This window comes from Kluyvera sp. 142486, from assembly GCF_046569695.1.
In the GTDB taxonomy this organism is placed as follows: domain Bacteria; phylum Pseudomonadota; class Gammaproteobacteria; order Enterobacterales; family Enterobacteriaceae; genus Kluyvera.
This window is the reverse complement of sequence record NZ_JBKHUI010000002.1, coordinates 14,814-31,715: the sequence shown is the minus strand read 5'-3', so window position 1 is coordinate 31,715 and position 16,902 is coordinate 14,814. Positions and strand designations below refer to the sequence as shown.

General features: G+C 58.3%; 12 protein-coding genes. 7 read left to right on the top strand and 5 right to left on the bottom strand.

Annotation, left to right across the window (positions count from 1 at the left end; all coding sequences use genetic code 11):
• Positions 1–9 precede the first annotated feature (9 nt).
• Positions 10–3,105 (top strand): efflux RND transporter permease subunit, encoded by a 3,096-nt coding sequence (locus tag ACLGE8_RS02385; RefSeq protein ID WP_410996155.1) that lies wholly within the window; start codon positions 10–12, stop codon positions 3,103–3,105.
• Here ACLGE8_RS02385 and ACLGE8_RS02380 read toward each other — a convergent pair.
• On the bottom strand, positions 3,102–4,565 hold the full coding sequence (locus tag ACLGE8_RS02380) for a PLP-dependent aminotransferase family protein (RefSeq protein ID WP_410996153.1): 1,464 nt from the start codon (positions 4,563–4,565) through the stop codon (positions 3,102–3,104). The two genes, ACLGE8_RS02385 and ACLGE8_RS02380, sit on opposite strands and share 4 nt — an antisense overlap.
• Positions 4,566–4,800: 235 nt before the next feature.
• Here ACLGE8_RS02380 and ACLGE8_RS02375 point away from each other — a divergent pair, with 235 nt between their 5' ends.
• The 4 genes from ACLGE8_RS02375 to ACLGE8_RS02360 all read left to right on the top strand — a co-directional run bounded on the left by ACLGE8_RS02375 (position 4,801) and on the right by ACLGE8_RS02360 (position 7,794).
• Positions 4,801–5,652 carry a transporter substrate-binding domain-containing protein gene (locus tag ACLGE8_RS02375; protein WP_410996151.1) on the top strand — a complete coding sequence of 284 codons (852 nt, stop codon included), beginning with the start codon at positions 4,801–4,803 and terminating at the stop codon, positions 5,650–5,652.
• 65 nt (positions 5,653–5,717) lie between these two features.
• Complete coding sequence (locus ACLGE8_RS02370) at positions 5,718–6,359, top strand: amino acid ABC transporter permease (RefSeq protein ID WP_185669560.1); 642 nt, start codon at positions 5,718–5,720, stop codon at positions 6,357–6,359.
• A 15-nt stretch (positions 6,360–6,374) separates the two neighbouring features.
• Positions 6,375–7,040: an amino acid ABC transporter permease gene (locus tag ACLGE8_RS02365; protein ID WP_123650079.1), complete on the top strand. Its 666-nt coding sequence runs from the start codon at positions 6,375–6,377 to the stop codon at positions 7,038–7,040.
• Positions 7,033–7,794, top strand: coding sequence for an amino acid ABC transporter ATP-binding protein (locus ACLGE8_RS02360; protein WP_410996148.1), 762 nt, complete (start codon positions 7,033–7,035; stop codon positions 7,792–7,794). The genes ACLGE8_RS02365 and ACLGE8_RS02360 overlap by 8 nt, the downstream gene beginning before the upstream one ends.
• Positions 7,795–8,414: 620 nt before the next feature.
• Here ACLGE8_RS02360 and ACLGE8_RS02355 read toward each other — a convergent pair.
• On the bottom strand, positions 8,415–9,179 hold the full coding sequence (locus tag ACLGE8_RS02355; RefSeq protein ID WP_410996146.1) for an SDR family NAD(P)-dependent oxidoreductase: 765 nt from the start codon (positions 9,177–9,179) through the stop codon (positions 8,415–8,417).
• Positions 9,180–9,360: 181 nt separating this feature from the next.
• Between ACLGE8_RS02355 and ACLGE8_RS02350 the strand changes: the two genes are divergently transcribed.
• Complete coding sequence (locus tag ACLGE8_RS02350; RefSeq protein WP_410996144.1) at positions 9,361–10,677, top strand: aspartate aminotransferase family protein; 1,317 nt, start codon at positions 9,361–9,363, stop codon at positions 10,675–10,677.
• Between the two features lie 109 nt (positions 10,678–10,786).
• On the opposite strand, the gene ACLGE8_RS02345 is transcribed toward ACLGE8_RS02350, so the two are convergent.
• The 3 genes from ACLGE8_RS02345 to ACLGE8_RS02335 all read right to left on the bottom strand — a co-directional run bounded on the left by ACLGE8_RS02345 (position 10,787) and on the right by ACLGE8_RS02335 (position 15,485).
• Entirely contained in the window at positions 10,787–12,349 is a 1,563-nt protein-coding gene (locus ACLGE8_RS02345) for an AbgT family transporter (protein ID WP_410996142.1), read from the bottom strand.
• A 191-nt stretch (positions 12,350–12,540) separates the two neighbouring features.
• A complete protein-coding gene (gene entD, locus ACLGE8_RS02340; RefSeq protein WP_410996140.1) occupies positions 12,541–13,164 on the bottom strand; it encodes an enterobactin synthase subunit EntD in 624 nt (207 codons plus the stop codon).
• Positions 13,165–13,211: 47 nt separating this feature from the next.
• Positions 13,212–15,485: a TonB-dependent siderophore receptor gene (locus ACLGE8_RS02335; RefSeq protein ID WP_410996138.1), complete on the bottom strand. Its 2,274-nt coding sequence runs from the start codon at positions 15,483–15,485 to the stop codon at positions 13,212–13,214.
• A gap of 195 nt (positions 15,486–15,680) precedes the next feature.
• On the opposite strand from ACLGE8_RS02335, the gene fes reads away from it, so the two are divergent.
• On the top strand, positions 15,681–16,895 hold the full coding sequence (gene fes, locus ACLGE8_RS02330; protein WP_410996136.1) for an enterochelin esterase: 1,215 nt from the start codon (positions 15,681–15,683) through the stop codon (positions 16,893–16,895).
• Positions 16,896–16,902 lie beyond the last annotated feature (7 nt).

Genomic DNA, 16,902 nt, shown 5'->3' with positions numbered 1-16,902 from the left:
GGAGAGAGTATGCTGACCTTCTTTATTCGTCGCCCGCGTTTTGCGATGGTGATCGCGCTGCTGATGACCTTTGTCGGTGCGGTCGCGCTGAAGCTCATTCCGGTAGAGCAGTATCCGCAGATCACCCCGCCGGTGGTTAACGTCAGCGCCAGCTGGCCGGGCGCCAGCGCGCAGGATGTCGCCGAAGCCATCGCCGCGCCGCTGGAAACGCAGCTGAACGGCGTTGATCACATGCTCTATATGGAGTCGACCAGCTCAGACGACGGCGGCTACAGCCTGAACCTGACCTTCGCCGCCGGCACCGATCCGGATATGGCGGCGATTGATGTGCAGAACCGCGTCTCTCAGGCGGTCGCACAGCTACCTACCGAAGCGCAGCAGAACGGCGTGCAGGTGCGTAAACGCGCCAGCAACCTGCTTATGGGGGTTAGCCTCTACTCGCCGAAAGGCTCGCTCTCTGCCTTACAGATAAGCAACTACGCCAGCACGCAGGTGCGCGAAGCGCTGGCGCGTCTGCCGGGCGTCGGCCAGGTACAGATGTTCGGCGCACGCGACTACAGCATGCGCATCTGGCTGCGGCCGGACCGTATGAACGCGATGAATATCACCAGTGACGATATCGCCCAGGCGCTCAACGAACAGCACGTGCAGGGGGCATCCGGGCAAATCGGTACGCCGCCGGTATTTAACGGCCAGCAGCAGACGCTGACCATTAACGGCCTGGGTCGCCTGACCGACGCCGATGAGTTTAGCCGCATCGTGGTGCGCAGCGGCGAGCAGGGCCAACTGGTGCGACTGTCCGACGTGGCGACCATTGAGCTTGGCGCGCGTAGCTACAGCTCCAGCGCTCAGCTTAACGGCGTGGAGTCGGCATATATGGGGATTTATCCCACGCCAACCGCCAACGCCTTACAGGTGGCAAACGTGGTGCGTGCCGAACTCACCCGTCTGCAAAGCCGCTTCCCGGCGGATCTGATGTGGGAAGTGAAGTTCGATACCACCCGCTTTGTGGCGGCGACGATTAAAGAGATCGGCACCTCGCTGGCGCTGACGCTGCTGGCGGTAGTAGCGGTCGTCTCCCTGTTCCTGCAAAGCCTGCGTGCCACGCTGATTGTGGCGCTGGCGATCCCGGTGTCGCTGGTGGGTACCTTTGCCGTGCTCTATCTGCTCGGCTACAGCGCCAACACGCTCAGCCTGTTCGCGATTATTCTGGCGCTGACCATGGTGGTGGATGACGCCATCGTGGTGGTAGAAAGCGTCGAAGGGCATATGGCGGAAGGGATGAACCGCCTGGAGGCCACCGGGCTGGCGCTGCGCCAGATTGCCGGGCCGGTGATTGCCACTACGCTGGTGCTGCTGGCGGTGTTTGTGCCGGTGGCGATGCTGCCGGGCATTGTTGGCGAGCTGTATCGCCAGTTTGCGGTCACGCTCTCTACGGCGGTCACGCTCTCCAGTATTGTGGCGCTGACGCTGACCCCGGCGCTGTGCGTGCTGCTGCTGCGCCCGCGTCTCAAGCAGCCTGCCCGTTTCTTCCAGGGGTTTAATCTCGGGCTGAACGCCACCCGCGACGGCTACGGCAGGCTGGTAGCGTGGATGAACCGTCGCCCGCTGGTGGCGGTGGTCGCGACGACGCTCGCCGCGCTGCTGGTGGCGTTTAGCTTCACCAGTATGCCGAAAGGCTTCCTGCCGCAGGAAGATCAGGGCTATCTGTTTGCCAATATTCAGCTGCCGGAATCCGCGTCGCTGGAGCGAACCGAAGCGGTGATGGCGCAGGCACGCGAGCTTCTGGGCGCACATCCGGCGGTAGAGGATGTGATTCAGGTGTCCGGCTTTAGCATCCTGAGCGGCACCAGCGCGTCGAACGGCGGCTTTATCTCGCTGATGCTGAAAGACTGGTCACAGCGTGCGCCGCTGGAAACGGTGATGGGCGAGCTTCAGCGCCAATTGATGGCGATGCCGGAAGCCAACATTATGCTGTTTGCGCCACCGACGCTGCCGGGGCTTGGCAGCGCCGCAGGTTTCGATCTACGTATTCTGGCGCAGGCCGGGCAAACGCCTGCCGAGCTGGAGCAGGTGACGCGCACCATTCTGATGAAGGCCAACCAGCACCCGCAGCTGAGCCGCGTGTTCACCACCTGGAGCAGCAACGTTCCGCAGTTGACCTTAACCGTCGACCGCGATCAGGCCGCGCGGCTGGACGTGCCGGTTTCGCGCATCTTTAACAGCCTGCAAACGGCCTTTGGCGGCGCGCGTGCCGGCGACTTCAGCATCAACAACCGCGTCTACCACGTGGTGATGCAAAACGAGATGCAGTGGCGCGAGCGCGCTGAGCAAATCAGTGAGCTGTTTGTGCGCAGCAACCAGGGCGAGCGAGTGCGCCTGAGCAACCTGGTGACGGTAACGCCAACCGTCGGCGCGCCGTTTATCCAGCAGTTCAACCAGTTCCCGTCGGTATCGGTCAGCGGTTCGGCAGCGGAAGGCGTCAGCAGCCGTACGGCGATGACCGAGATGGAAAACCTGCTTAAGGCCAATCTGCCGGAAGGCTACGACTACGCCTGGAGCGGGCTCTCCTGGCAGGAGCAGCAGACCGGCAACCAGGCGGTGTGGATTGTGCTGGCGGCGGTGGCAATGGCGTGGCTGTTCCTTGTCGCCCAGTATGAGAGCTGGACGCTACCGGCGAGCGTGATGCTGTCTGTGCTGTTTGCCATCGGCGGCGCGCTGCTGTGGCTGTGGTCGGCGGGTTACGCTAACGACGTGTACGTGCAGATTGGCCTGGTGCTACTTATCGCGCTGGCGGCAAAAAACGCGATATTAATCGTTGAGTTTGCCCGCGAGCGCAGGCAGTCGGGGCTCTCTATCGTTGAGGCCGCTCGCGAAGGGGCAACGCGCCGCTTCCGGGCGGTGATGATGACCGCAGTGTCGTTTATTATCGGTATCATGCCGATGATGTTCTCCACCGGGGCCGGGGCGCAGAGCCGCCGGATCATCGGCACCACGGTGTTTAGCGGTATGCTGGTGGCGACGGTGATTGGCATCCTGTTTATCCCGTCGCTCTACGTTCTGTTCCAGCGTCTGCGCGAGTGGGCGCACCGCAAGGCGGGCTAACCCATCTGCGCCAGTTGGCTGCGCAGCACATCCACCCCCGGCGCAATGGCGTCGGGGTTAATGGCGTGAAAGCCCATACGGAAGAAATTGTCCGGCGGCGTGGCATCAAGAAAATGCCGCGCACCGGGTTCGATTAGTACCCCGGTATGGGCCGCGCGCCAGGTGAGCTGCTGGGTGCTGATGCTGGCTGGCGTACGCAGCCAGAAGGCGTTGGCGTGTTCGCTGCCGGGCAGCGGCTGACACTCCGGCAACAGGGTAGACAGGGCGGTATGCAGCCGGTCCCAGCGCCGGGCGGAATCATCACGGTAGCGCCGCAGGTGCGTTTCGTAATGGCCCTGGGCAAGAAAGTGCGCCATCTGGTACTGAATGTTGGTCGGCGGATGGCGGTAAACCAGCCGGCGCAGCGCGCGGGCTTCATCAATCAGATCCGGGTCGGCGACCATAAATCCTAACCGTAATCCGGGCGATAGCGCCTTCGACAGGCTGCTGACGTAAATCACCCGTCCGCTGCGGTCGCTGGCCTTCAGCGCGGGCAGTGGATTGGCCTGGAAGTTACTCTCCGAATCGTAATCATCCTCGATAATCACCGCATCATGCTGCGCGGCGTGCGCCAGCAGCTGGCTGCGTCTGGCCTTGCTCATGGTAACGCCGGTCGGCACCTGATGGCCGGGCGTCACGTAGTAGTAATCGCACGGCGCGTTGCTGAGCACGATCCCTTCTTCATCCACCGGGTGCGGCACGATGTTGCTCTCACCAAGCAAAAAGGTATTAATCGCCTCGCGAAATCCGGGGTTCTCTACGCCGACGCGGGTCTGGCGCGACATCAGCAGGCGGGTGAGCAGGTAGAGCGCATTCTGTGAACCGAGGGTAATCAAAATTTCATCCGGCGCGGCGACGATGCCGCGCTTGGGCAGCACGCGGGTGCGGATTTGCTCAATCAGCATTGGCACGTCCTGGTCGATATGGTCGACGACCCACGCCGGGTCGCGCATGCCGCCGTGCAGCCAGTTCGCCGCCGACCGCCAGCTGGCTAGCGGAAACTGACGGGTATCGGGCTGGCCGTAGATAAACGGATAGCGGTAGTTCATCCAGCCGGCGGGTTTGAGGATCGACTCCTGCTGGCTAGGGGTAATGTTGAGCCGTTTGCCCCACGATGGTGCAGAATCGCCGCTGGTGGGTGCAGGCGCGGCGGCAGAAAGGCGCGGCGCGTGGTAGTCCGGATGAAGGTAATACCCGCTGCGCGGGCGGCTCACCAGATAGCCTTCGTTGACCAGGCTTTCAAACACCAGCGCGGTGGTGTTGCGCGAAACCTGAAGCTGCTGCGCCAGTTGCCGACACGACGGCAGCGGCGTGTCGACGGCGAAAATGCCGCCGAGAATGGCGTTGACCAGCGATTCGCGAACCTGCTCCTGCAACCCGCGCTGGTGGTCAAAATCCACGTGCAATAAGTGCCGAATCATACGCTGCTCCTTCCAATATCTGCTTTCCCTGAGTGCAGCAATTTCTGTACCAGCCTGAAATTGTCTGACACAAGCGCGCGCGAAAACTGGCTCTATTCAGAATGCAAAAAGTCTCCCTACAGTAAAAACGTCGTCAGCCAGATTAAAAAAAATGGCGCCAGGCGGCACACATCTTGCAACGCTTTCAGGGCGTCTGGAATAAACGTGTTCGGCATATTTACGTAGGGGTCAAACGATGAAAAAAACGATGGGTTCGTATTATCTGGCCGCCGTGATGGCGATGACCTTTTCATTACAGGTCGCCGCCGCTGATTTGCCAGAAATTGAAAAGTCCGGGACCTTAAAAGTGGCCACCGAGGATGATTACGCGCCGTTTAACTTTATGAATAACGGCAATGCCGATGGGTTTAACAAAGATATGCTGGCGGCGCTGCGCGAATACGCCAAATTCAACGTTACGCAAAGTATTCTGCCGTGGACCGGGTTATTAGCGGCGGTCTCCACCGGGCAATACGATATGGCATTAACCGGTGCCGTGGTGACCGACGAACGCCTCAATGTCTTTAATTTCACCCCGCCGTGGGCTTCGGCGCAGCACTATTTCGTGAAGCGTGCAGGCGATAATTCGTTAAATACCATTGCCGATCTCAGCGGTAAAAAAGTCGGCCTCCAGGCGGGCAGCGCGCTATTAGCTCGCCTGCCGGAACTGAAAGCGATGATTGAGAAAACCGGTGGCAAACTGGGCCCGGTGGTGGAATACCCGTCTTACCCGGAAGCCTACGCCGATTTAGCCAATAAACGTCTCGACTACGTGATTAACGTGGTGATTTCCGTCAACGACCTGGTAAAAGCCAAGCCGAAAGTGTTCGCCAAGGGGCTGCCGGTCTCCGGTCCGGGCTATATGGCCTGGCCAATTCCGAAAAACTCGCCGGAACTGCTGGCGTACATGACCAAATTTATCAATCACATGCGTGAAACCGGCAAGCTCGCCGAGCTGCAGAAAAAATGGTTTGGCGAAACCTATGACGACCTGCCAACAGAACCTATCACCAGCGCCGCGCAGTTCCACAATCTCGCCGGACAGTAAGTTGTGTCGCCCGGCCGAGCAGCGCGACGCCGGGTACGTCACCCAATTAATCTCAGGAGGGCACCATGGACGCAATAGCATGGCAGTTACTGATTGAAGGCGCATGGACGACCCTCTGGATTTCGGCCATCGCCATCGCCTTTGGGGTGGTGATAGGGCTGATTATCGCCTTTGTGCGTATGATGAAAATCCCGGTCATCGACCAGATTCTGGTTATCTATATCAGCCTTGCCCGCGCCACGCCGCTGGTGACTCTGGTGCTGTTTCTCTTTTTATCGCTGCCGACGGTGGGCATTAATCTCGACAAAACGGTGGCGGCTATCGTTGCGCTGACCCTCAATACCTCGGCGTTTAACGCTGAAATCTGGCGCAACGCCTTTCGCACCTTCCCGCGTGAACAGCGCGAAGCGGCGGAGTCGGTGGGAATGCGCCGCTGGCCCTATTTCCGCTACATCATGCTGCCGCAAATGTGGCTGGAGAGCCTGCCCGCGCTGGTGAACGAAATGTCCTTCCTGATTAAGGGCAGCCCGGCGATCGCGGTGATAGGCGTGGTGGATCTCACCCGTGTCACCAACCGCATCGCCTCCGTCACCTATGAACCGCTGTCACCCATCCTAGCGGCGGGCCTGCTGTACGTGGTGATTATTGGCCTGCTGCTCAAGCTTCAGAGCATGGCGGAACGCAAAGCGAAACGACTGGCGCGATAAGCCTCGGGAGGACATATGAACCAATGGGCCATTATTTGGGCCGAGCACGACAATTTTATTGCCGGGCTGCTGGCGACGCTTGAACTGTTTATTATTGCCGCCGTCTGTGGGTTATTGATTGGCACGCTGCTGTGCTATTTCACCGAATACCAGAAGCGGGTGCTGAATAACGTTATTGTCGGGTTTGTGAATCTGATGCGGGCGATTCCGTTTTTGATTCTGGCCTATTTGCTCTATTACGGTCTGCCGGAACTGGGGATTAGCCTGGACGCGTGGACGGCGGGGCTGGTGGCGTTAATTATCTACCACGGCGCTTATTTCTTTGAAATTCTCCGCAGCCAGCGGCGAGTATTCTCCAACGGCTATATTGAGGCCGCCGTGGTGCAGGGTTTTTCCCGCTACACTATTTTCCGCCGCATCGTCCTGCCGAATATTTTCTCCTCCGCGCTGCCGCTTCTGGGTAATCAGCTGATTATCTGCCTGAAGGACACCGCGTTTCTCAGCATTATTACCGTGCAGGAAATTACCGCCGCCGCGAACAGCGTGCAGGCAACCTATTTTATTCCGTTTAACGCCTTTATTGTCGCCATTGCGCTGTATTGGGCTATCAGCATCGTGCTGGAACTGCTGGTGAAACGGTTGAGTGTTTATAGCGCCAAAAGAGGAATGAGCCATGTCTGATACCACGGCGGTAAGCGTAAAAAATGTCTCCAAGCAGTTTGATAACGTTGAGGTGCTACGCGATATCAACCTGACGGTGGAGAAGGGGACGGTGGTCAGCATTCTCGGCTCGTCCGGTTCAGGAAAATCAACGCTGCTGCGCTGCATGAACTGGCTGGAGCAGCCCGACCGCGGTGAAATCCGCATCGGCGGGCAGCGCATTGGCGTTGACGAACGCTCCGGGAAAAGCATGTCGCACCGCGAGCTGTCGAAGATTCGCGAGCGGGTAGGGATGGTGTTCCAGAGCTTCAACCTGTGGCCACACCTGACGGTGTTGCAAAACGTGATGGAAGCGCTGCTGCATGTAAAAGGCATGAAGCGCGACGACGCGCGGCAGATTGCCCATCAGCAACTGGAGAAGGTGGGGATGGAGCATAAAGCGGATGCCTATCCGATTACGCTCTCCGGTGGGCAAAAGCAGCGGGTGGCGATTGCTCGTTCGCTGGCGATGTCGCCAGAGGTGCTGCTGTTTGATGAACCGACCTCGGCGCTCGACCCGGAGCGCGTGAACGAAGTGCTGAGCGTGATGAAATCGCTGGCGGCGGAGGGGTATACCATGGTGGTGGTGACGCACGAAATGGAGTTTGCCCGCCAGGTGTCGAACGAAGTGGTGTTTCTGGAGAAGGGGATTTTGATTGAGAAAGCGCCGCCGGAGATTTTCTTTACCGCGCCGAAGTCGGAGCGTGTGAGGCAGTTTTTGCAAAGCAGTCGTTAATACAAGCAGCGCGGGCTGCTCTCCAGCTTTTCCCCCTAGATGCGGTCTCTTTTACACAAACTTCAGGGGAAAAACTGAATATATGCCAGTCTAGTGATAGGTTCCGTTCACTATACGTCCGGTGGAATATGAAGGCTCTTCACCGGTGAACGTGTTAAGGGGGATAACCGCATCCCCCTTAACAATCCCCGCGGCCCCGCAGGGAAATCGGTGCTTCGCACTGCGCTCGCCTACGAACTCCAGCCTGCGGCACGGCGAAACTCGACGTCCTGTCTCGGTTCGCCTCAGTCCGCCATCCATGGCGTCCTGACCTTGTCTTCCATTCTCCGTCTCGCCGATTTCCAGCGGGGACTCATCGGTTTCAGAAAGACTGATTTTTGCTGTTAACTGAAAGACCGCACGGTTTTTGGTGGCGTCTAAATCGCCGAAGCCGAAAGGGATAAGCTGAGGGAACCACGAAGTGGCGATTTTGCCGCCAGAGCCCGGGGGTGCAGGGGGCGGCGGCGATTGGCCGCCCCTTGCGCGCTCTCTGCGCCAGCGCAATTTATATGGCTGGTGCTGGAAGAGAGCGCAACAGAGTGCTCAACCCAAATGCATCTCCACTTATGGAGAAAACCCCATTAATCTCTATCAATCGCAAATGGCTGCCACGCCTGACGCACCGGCATCACCTCCACGCGGTTAATATTCATATGATCCGGCAGGGTGGCGATATAGAACATCTGCTCGGCGATATCCATTGCCGACAGCGGCGTGGTGCCGCGATACAGCGCATCGGATGCCGCCTGGTCTCCCTTGGTGCGCACCAGCGTAAACTCGGTCTCGGCAATCCCCGGCGCCAGGTCGGTGACGCGCACGCCGGTGCCTAACAGGTCACAGCGCAGGTTATAGCTGAACTGCTTCACAAACGCCTTGCTGGCGCCGTAAACGTGGCTGCCGGGATAGGGCCATTGTCCGGCAATCGAGCCGATATTAATAATGCTCGCCCCCGCACCGTGGCGAATCAGCGTTGGCAGCAGGGCGTGGGTGACGTTCACCAGCCCGGTGACGTTGGTATCAATCATGGTATGCCAGTCGGACAGATCCACCTTTTGCGCCGGCTGCGGTGCCAGCGCCAGCCCGGCGTTGTTGATAAGCGCGGTGACATCGGCAAAATCCAGCGGCAGCGCGGCGACGGCGGCGTCGACTGCGGCGCTGTCGCGCACGTCCAGCTCAATCACATGCACCGGCACCCGCGATGCCAGCTCGGCCTGTAGCGCCTGTAGCCTCGCCAGCCGCCGCCCGCTCAGCACCAACGCCCAGCCAGCGCGTGCAAACACGTGCGCCGCCGCTTCCCCAAAACCGGAGGTCGCTCCGGTAATAAACACCACTTTACGCTTTTGCATTGTGCTCTCCTGTGCAGGTTGTTCCGGCCACTATAAAAACCGTCGCGCGGGCTGCCGAGAGCCAGTCGGCGCATGACGATGTGACACCGTTGTCACAGCGCCGCAGCTACACTGGCTCTATCACTTTTTTTTCCGCCGACGACATAATGAATCACAGCCAACGGTATGCGAGGAACGACGAATGACAGAGTTGAACAACAAAGCGGTTCGCCAACTGGACAGAGAGTATGTTTTTCATTCCTGGTCGATGCAGGGCAACCTGAGCCCGCTGGTGATTGCCGGTGCGAAAGGGTGCGAACTGTGGGATTACGATGGGAAAACCTATCTGGATTTCAGCAGCCAACTGGTGAACGTTAACCTCGGCTACCAGCACCCTCGCGTGCTGGCAGCAATGAAAGATCAGCTCGAATCGCTGGTGACGATTGCCCCGGCCACCGCCAACCTGGCGCGCGGCGAAGCGGCAAAACGCATTATTGGGCTGGCGCCGGAGGGCTTTAGCAAGGTGTTCTTTACTAACGCCGGGGCTGATGCCAATGAGAACGCCATCCGTATGGCGCGTCTTTACACCGGGCGAGATAAGGTGCTGTCGGCCTACCGCTCCTATCACGGCAACACCGGCAGCGCGATTGCCGCCACCGGCGACTGGCGTCGCGTGCCAAACGAATATTCGCGCGGTCACGTCCACTTCTTTAACCCGTACCTCTACCGCACGGAATTTAACGCCATCTCCGAGCAGGAGGAGTGCAGCCGCGCGCTGGCGCACCTGCGGCGGATGATCGAGTGCGAAGGCCCATCTTCCATTGCCGCCATTTTACTGGAATCCATTCCGGGCACGGCGGGGATTCTGGTGCCGCCGGAAGGCTATATGAAGGGCGTGCGGGCGCTGGCGGATGAGTTCGGGATTATCCTGATCCTCGATGAAGTGATGGCCGGGTTTGGACGCACCGGCAGCTGGTTTGCCTTCGAGCAGGATGGGATCGTGCCGGATCTTGTCACCTTCGCTAAAGGGGTGAACGCCGGGTACGTTCCGGCCGGTGGGGTGATCATTAGCGACAAGATCGCCCACTATTTTGACGATCACTTCTTTGCCGGTGGGCTGACCTATTCCGGGCATCCGCTGGCGATGGCGGCGATTATTGCCACCCTTGATGCGATGAAGGACGAAGGGATCGTGGAGAATGCGGCGCGTATCGGCAACGGCGTGCTGCGTCAGGGGCTGGAGGCGCTGGCCGCAGCGTCACCGCTGATAGGTGAAGTGCGCGGGCGTGGCGTATTCCAGGCGCTGGAACTGGTGAGCGACCGGGTGAAGAAAACGCCGCTGGCTGCCGGGGATATGGCGGAAATTAAAGGCGCGTTAACCGAAGCGGGGCTGTTGAGCTTTGTGGTGGAAAACCGGATTCACGTGGTGCCGCCATGTACCATCAGCGCCGAGCAGGTGCAGAAAGGGGTGGGGATTTTGCACAACGTATTAGGCAATTTTGCCCATTTAGCCGTGTAGTTTGTGCCGGGGTTCCCCGGAGTCGGCTGCGCCTCGTCCGGGCTACGATCGGTTCCCTCTCCCCATTGGGGAGAGGGTTAGGGTGAGGGGGCAACGTTGAACCTGATGCTTAACTCGGGCTCCAGGTATACGGCGCCGCGATACCCAGCGGCATTCCCACACCCCACCACACCAGCAGCAGAATGCTCCACGCCACGAAGAAGGCGATGGAGTACGGCATCATCATCGAGACCAGCGTACCCACACCCGCGCCTTTCACGTAGCGCTGGCAGTAGATAACGATCAGCGGGAAGAAGACCATCAGCGGGGTGATGATGTTGGTGCAGGAGTCGCCGATACGGAACGCCGCCTGAGTCAGTTCCGGAGAAATCCCTACCGCCATCAGCATTGGCACCATAATTGGCGACAGCAGCGCCCATTTAGCCGATGCCGATCCAATCAGCAGGTTCACCACCGCCGTCAGTACAATCATACCGATAATCGTTGCCTGACCCGGCAGCGCAAGCGCTTTCAGACCGTCGGCGCCCATCAGTGCCACCAGCGTACCGATATTAGAGTCGCTGAACGCTTTGATAAACATGGCGCAGAAGAAGGCCATCACCATGTACGAACCCATTTTGCTCATGGAATCGTTCATTGCGCCAATCACGTCTTTGCCAGATTTAAAGGTCCCGGAGACAAAGCCGTAGACGATACCCGGCAGAATAAAGATCAGGAAAATCAGCGGCACGATAGACTTCATGATCGGCGCGCTATAGGAAGTCAGTGAACCGTCGGTGCCACGCAGCATCGACCCTTCCGGCCAGGCTGCCGCGGCCAGCGCCGCCAGACCCAGCAGCATCACCAGGGAAGCTCGGCTAAAGGCGCGGCTCTCCTGCGGGGTGACGCTGGACATATCTTCATCGTGTTTGAAGTCGCCGTCGATAGCCATTTTGCTGACGCGTGGCTCGACGATACGCTCGGTGACCCACCAGCCAACCAGCGTAATGATGATGGAGGAGGCGATGCCGAAGAACAGGTTACACAGCGTGTTTACGGTGTAGGTGCTGTCCAGCAGTTGGGCGGCAGCCTGGGTAAAGCCTTGCAGCAGCGCATCGTTACCGGTGGGTACCATGTTGGCAGCAAAGCCACCGGATACGCCGGAGAATGCGGCGGCAATCCCCACCAGCGGGTGACGACCGGCAGACATAAAGATAATCGCGCCCAGCGGAATAACCAGCACGTAGCCCGCATCTGCCGCCACGTGGCTGAACATCGCCACAAAAATCAGCATTGGCGTCAGCAGGCGCTTTGGCGTGACGCGCAGCATCTTTTTCAGCGCGACGTTAATAAAGCCGGAGCTTTCCGCCACGCCTACGCCCAGCATTGCCACCAGCACGATCCCCAGCGGTGCAAAGCCGGTGAAGGTGGTGACCATATTAGCCAGCGTATTGGTCAGCGCTTCAGGAGAGAGCAGGTTATTCACCTTCACCGCTTCCTGGGTCATCGGGTTTATCACATCAAAGGTCACCATCGACAGCACTGCCGACAGGCCCATCACCACCAGTAAAAAGTAGAAGAAAATCAGCGCCGGTTCGGGTAACCGGTTACCGGCTTTTTCAATCGCGTTAAGAAAGCCCGTCATCAGGCGGCTTTCACCCACTTCATTCCGTGTCCGTGTTTGGGTATTCATTCGGTTCCTTAATTCAGACAATTGTTTCATTGTTTGTATGAATGTTTCAGAGGAATAATAGGGGTAATTGCCGCGCGGAACTATATTTTTGTGGTGGATAAATCTGACTAAAGCCGCATTTTTTGATTTTTTATTTTATCAACGAGGTTATGACTGGCGGTTGGTTCGGTATTTTCGATGGCTGGTCATATTTATGGCTGATGGTATAGGGTGATGATGCGTTGGGCATCAGCGGCATACCAGTTAAGCGTGAACGTGCGTTTAATCGTCGGGACGTGCAGGGTAATGCGCTGTGCGTCAAGATGGGTAACGGCGGCATCGTAAAAATGGAGCAGATGAGGGTAATGGGCGGAAAGGGCTTTGTACAAACTCTCTTTTGCGGAAAAGGCCAGCGTCAACGCCAGTGGGAAGGGGAGCGTATTGGCACGGAGATAAGTGAGTTCTGGGCCATCAACTATCTGGTCTGCGAGAGATTCAGCAAGCGAATCAGTTAGCGCTTCTTCCATATCAATTCCGACGGGCAAGCGGGAGACAATAGCCAGTGCCGTATGCCCACAGTGGCTGATGCTGCCAAAAATCCTGGCTGGCCAAAGCGGCTCACGGTTTTCTCCGATGCCTGGCACTGATTTCTCACCTACGGTTTGTAGTGCGTAAACGGCGGCAATGCGCCCGGCCAGATGCTCGGTTTGACGTTTTTTACCCGTACGGGAAAGCTGCGCGTGATGGGGAAGCCACAGCAGATCCTGCGGTACGAAGGTTTCAGGCTGGAAGTCGATACGCTGAATGGCGTGAAACGTGCTGTGGTGGGTAAGCATAGGGCTCCTGAAAACCCTCCCCGGAGGGGGAGGGGAAGAACAGATTATCAGAAGTGGGTGTTGATACTCATGTACCAGGTACGGCCCGGTTCGTTGTAGGTGTAAGCACCCGCACCGGCCATGTAGGCACCGGTTTTGGTGTCGCTCACGGTCTGGGCGTTACCTTCACGCCACAGGCGTTTGTCGAAGACGTTGTCCACGCCGCCGGTCAGGCTGACGTTTTTGTTGACGTCCCAGGTCGCGCTCAGGCCCACGATGCTGTACGGGCTGACTTCTGAGGCGGAGGTGCCAGTAACCGGTTTGCCCTGGTAGTCATATTTCTTAGGCTGCTGTTTGCCGTACCAGGTAAAGGTAGACTGCAGCGACACATCCTGACGAACCTGCCAGCTCAGAGTAGAGTTCAGCGTGTACTCAGGAATGATCGACAGACGTTCGCCGGTCTCTTTGTTCTTACTTTGCAGCATGTAGGTGATGTTGTTGGTCCAGCTCACCGTCTCGCTTACCGGAACGTTCAGCGTCCCTTCCAGCCCTTCAACCACCGCTTTAGGAATATTTTCCCACTGGTAGATGTCGGTGTAGGTGGTGGTCGTGCCGCTGGTAATGGAGGTGCGGCTCAGCGGAGTGGTACCCGCTTCAATTTTGTTGCGGTAATCGTTACGGAACCAGGTCACGCCCGCCAGCCAGCCGTCACGTTTGAACTCCAGACCAATTTCTTTGTTGATACTGGTCTCGGCCTTCAGGTCATCGTTACCCAGCATGTAACAGCCAATGCCGGTAGCTGCGCCGGTGGCGTAACAGCCCTGGCCTTTGCTGTACAGAATGTAGTTCGGGTTGAGCTGATACAGGCTCGGTGCTTTATAAGCACGAGCAATGCCCATTTTCAGCGTGAAGTCATCGCCTAAGCCCTGAGACAGGTTCAGCGATGGGCTCCAGTTGTTACCCACGACGCTGTGGTGATCGAAGCGCAGCGCCGGGGTCAGCATGGTACTGTCGGTCACTTCCATGTTGTTCTCAGCAAACAGCGAGAAGATCTCCGCCTGAGAATACGGGCTACGGTCGGTGCTGCTGTAGCCCGGAATATTACCGCCCATAAAGGTCTGCGTGTTGGAACTGGAGTCCTTCATACGCTGCTGGTTCCACTCGGTGCCCAGTGTCAGGTTCTGATTCACCACGAAATCGAATGGAATGTTGATTTCACTGTGCAGCGTCACATCAGCCAGATCCGTATCGCTGAACTGGTCGCTGTTAAACAGCCCTTCCAGGCCACCGGCCAGACCTTCACCAAGACGGGAGTTACGGGTGTGTTCGTACTGTGCCCAGTTGCTGGTGGTGATGCCGTTATCCCAGCCGCCGTTCCAGGTCAGCGCATAGTTCTGGCGATACATACGGTTAGTCTCTTTACCGTAGTATTTTTTCACCAGGCCTTTGCCGGTGTTGTCGTTATTGGTGTTCTGGGTATCTCCAGCGTACAGGTTGCCCTGACGGCTGTAGCCCGCTTCAAATTCCAGCGACTGCATCGGGGCAAAGTCCCAGCGCAGCTGGCCGTTGATGTCCTTGTTTTCCACCCCTTCACGACCGGCTGGCATCGTATCGGCGTAGGCCTTGGTACGCTCTGACTGATGCCCATCGTTGATGTCCCAGGCATCGGCCTGCGTTTTATCGAGGTTACCGTACAGGCGGAAGCTGAAACCTTCGCCCATCGGGCCAGTCAGGCTGAAGTTAGTACGCTTGGTGGAGCCTTCTTCTTTGTGCTCCGGTGCGTTGAAATAGGTGTTCCAGGAACCGTGCCACTCATCACCGCCTTTTTTGGTGATGATATTCACCACGCCGCCCGCCGCGCCGTTACCGTAACGAGCAGCCGCTGGGCCACGCAGGACTTCAATGCGTTCAATCATTTCTGGCGGCACCCAGCCGGTGTCGCCACGGGTATCACGCTCGCCACGCCAGCCCTGACGGACCGAGTTACGGCTGGTGACCGGCTTGCCGTCGATCAGAATCAGGGTGTTTTCCGGACCCATACCGCGAATATCGATCTGGCGGTTGTTACCGCGCTGGCCGCTGGTGGAGTTACCGGTCAGGTTAACGCCCGGCATGGTACGGATGATTTCAGAAACATCGCGAGCCGGTGGGCGCTTGCGAATTTCGTCGGCGGTGATGGTGGAGACGCCCGGTGCCTGCAGGTTCTGCTCGGCAGCGGTCACGACCATGGTTTCACCGTCGACGTCTTTATTGCTGGTAGTCTCGGCGGCAAAAGCCGGAGATGCAACGCCATAAATACCCAGGTTGACCAGGAAGGCCAGGGATTTGATTTTATTATTCATTGTGTGTCCTGCTTTTCGTCGCCAACGTCCCGTCGTGATCCATTCCCAAAAGGGGAGACGCGGCAAGGTTGTATGCCAGAAGCATGTGAAAGTGCGCGGCAATACGCTATTGCAAATGCAAATAGTTATCAATAATATTATCAATAAATTTTAAGATGTAAAAATAAATTCCACAAGAAACATGGGGTTAACGTGGTGGAAAAGTTAGCAACAGGAAGTGATGCGTGGTGGGAAACCATAAAAGGCCCACAATATGAACGGGTTGATGATAATTATCGTGTCACGTTCTGGTGGCGCGACCCTGCTGGAGGCCCGCTTACATCGCCTATTCGCCGGGTATGGATTTACATTACCGGCGTCACCGATCACCACCACAACTCTGCCCCGCAGACTCTTGAACGTGTTCCCGATACCGACGTCTGGCGCTGGACAACCACGCTGCCATCCACCTGGCGCGGCAGCTACTGCTTTGCTCCCAGCGAGCGCGACGATGATTTCTCCCCTGACATTTTTACCGCCGCCGAGCCCGATCGTCAGAAGCTGCGCGAAGGCTGGCGCAAGCTGTTGCCGCAGGCCATCTCTGACCCGCTGAATCCACAAAGCTGGAAGGGCGGGCGCGGCCATGCGGTTTCCGCGCTGGAAATGCCGCAGGCCCCGGAACAGCCCGGCTGGTCTGCACCTGCGACAATCTGGCCCGAACCGCAGTGCATCACCTGGCAAAGCGAACGGCTGGGTAACCAGCGTCGGGTGTGGATTTTTACCACCGGCGACGTCAACGAAACCGAGAGACCGCTGGCGGTGCTGCTCGACGGCCAGTTCTGGGCCGAAAGCATGCCGGTATGGCCCGCGTTAACCTCGCTCACCGAAGCCAAAAAACTGCCCGCCGCGGTCTATCTGCTGATTGACGTGATTGATAACGCGCTCCGCAGCGTCGAACTGCCCTGCAATGCGGATTTCTGGCTGGCGGTGCAGCAGGAATTGCTGCCGCAGGTACAGACAATAGCGCCGTTCAGCAACCGCGCTGACCGGACGATCGTTGCCGGGCAAAGCTTCGGCGGTCTCTCTGCGCTTTACGCCGGGCTGCATTGGCCGGAACGCTTTGGCTGCGTGCTTAGCCAGTCGGGCTCGTACTGGTGGCCGCATCGCGGCGGGCAGCAGACCGGAGAAGTTATACAGCAGCTTGAAAGCGGTGAGTTGAACCCGCAGGGGCTGCGGATTGTGCTGGAAGCGGGCATCCGTGAACCGATTATTTTTCGCGCCAACCAGGCGCTTTTGGCGCAGTTACAGCGCACACAGCAGCCGATTTTCTGGCATCAGGTTGATGGCGGACATGATGCGCTTTGCTGGCGCGGCGGGCTGACCGCCGGGCTGATAACGCTCTGGAACCCCCAGGCGGCAACGCGCGATTAACGACAGG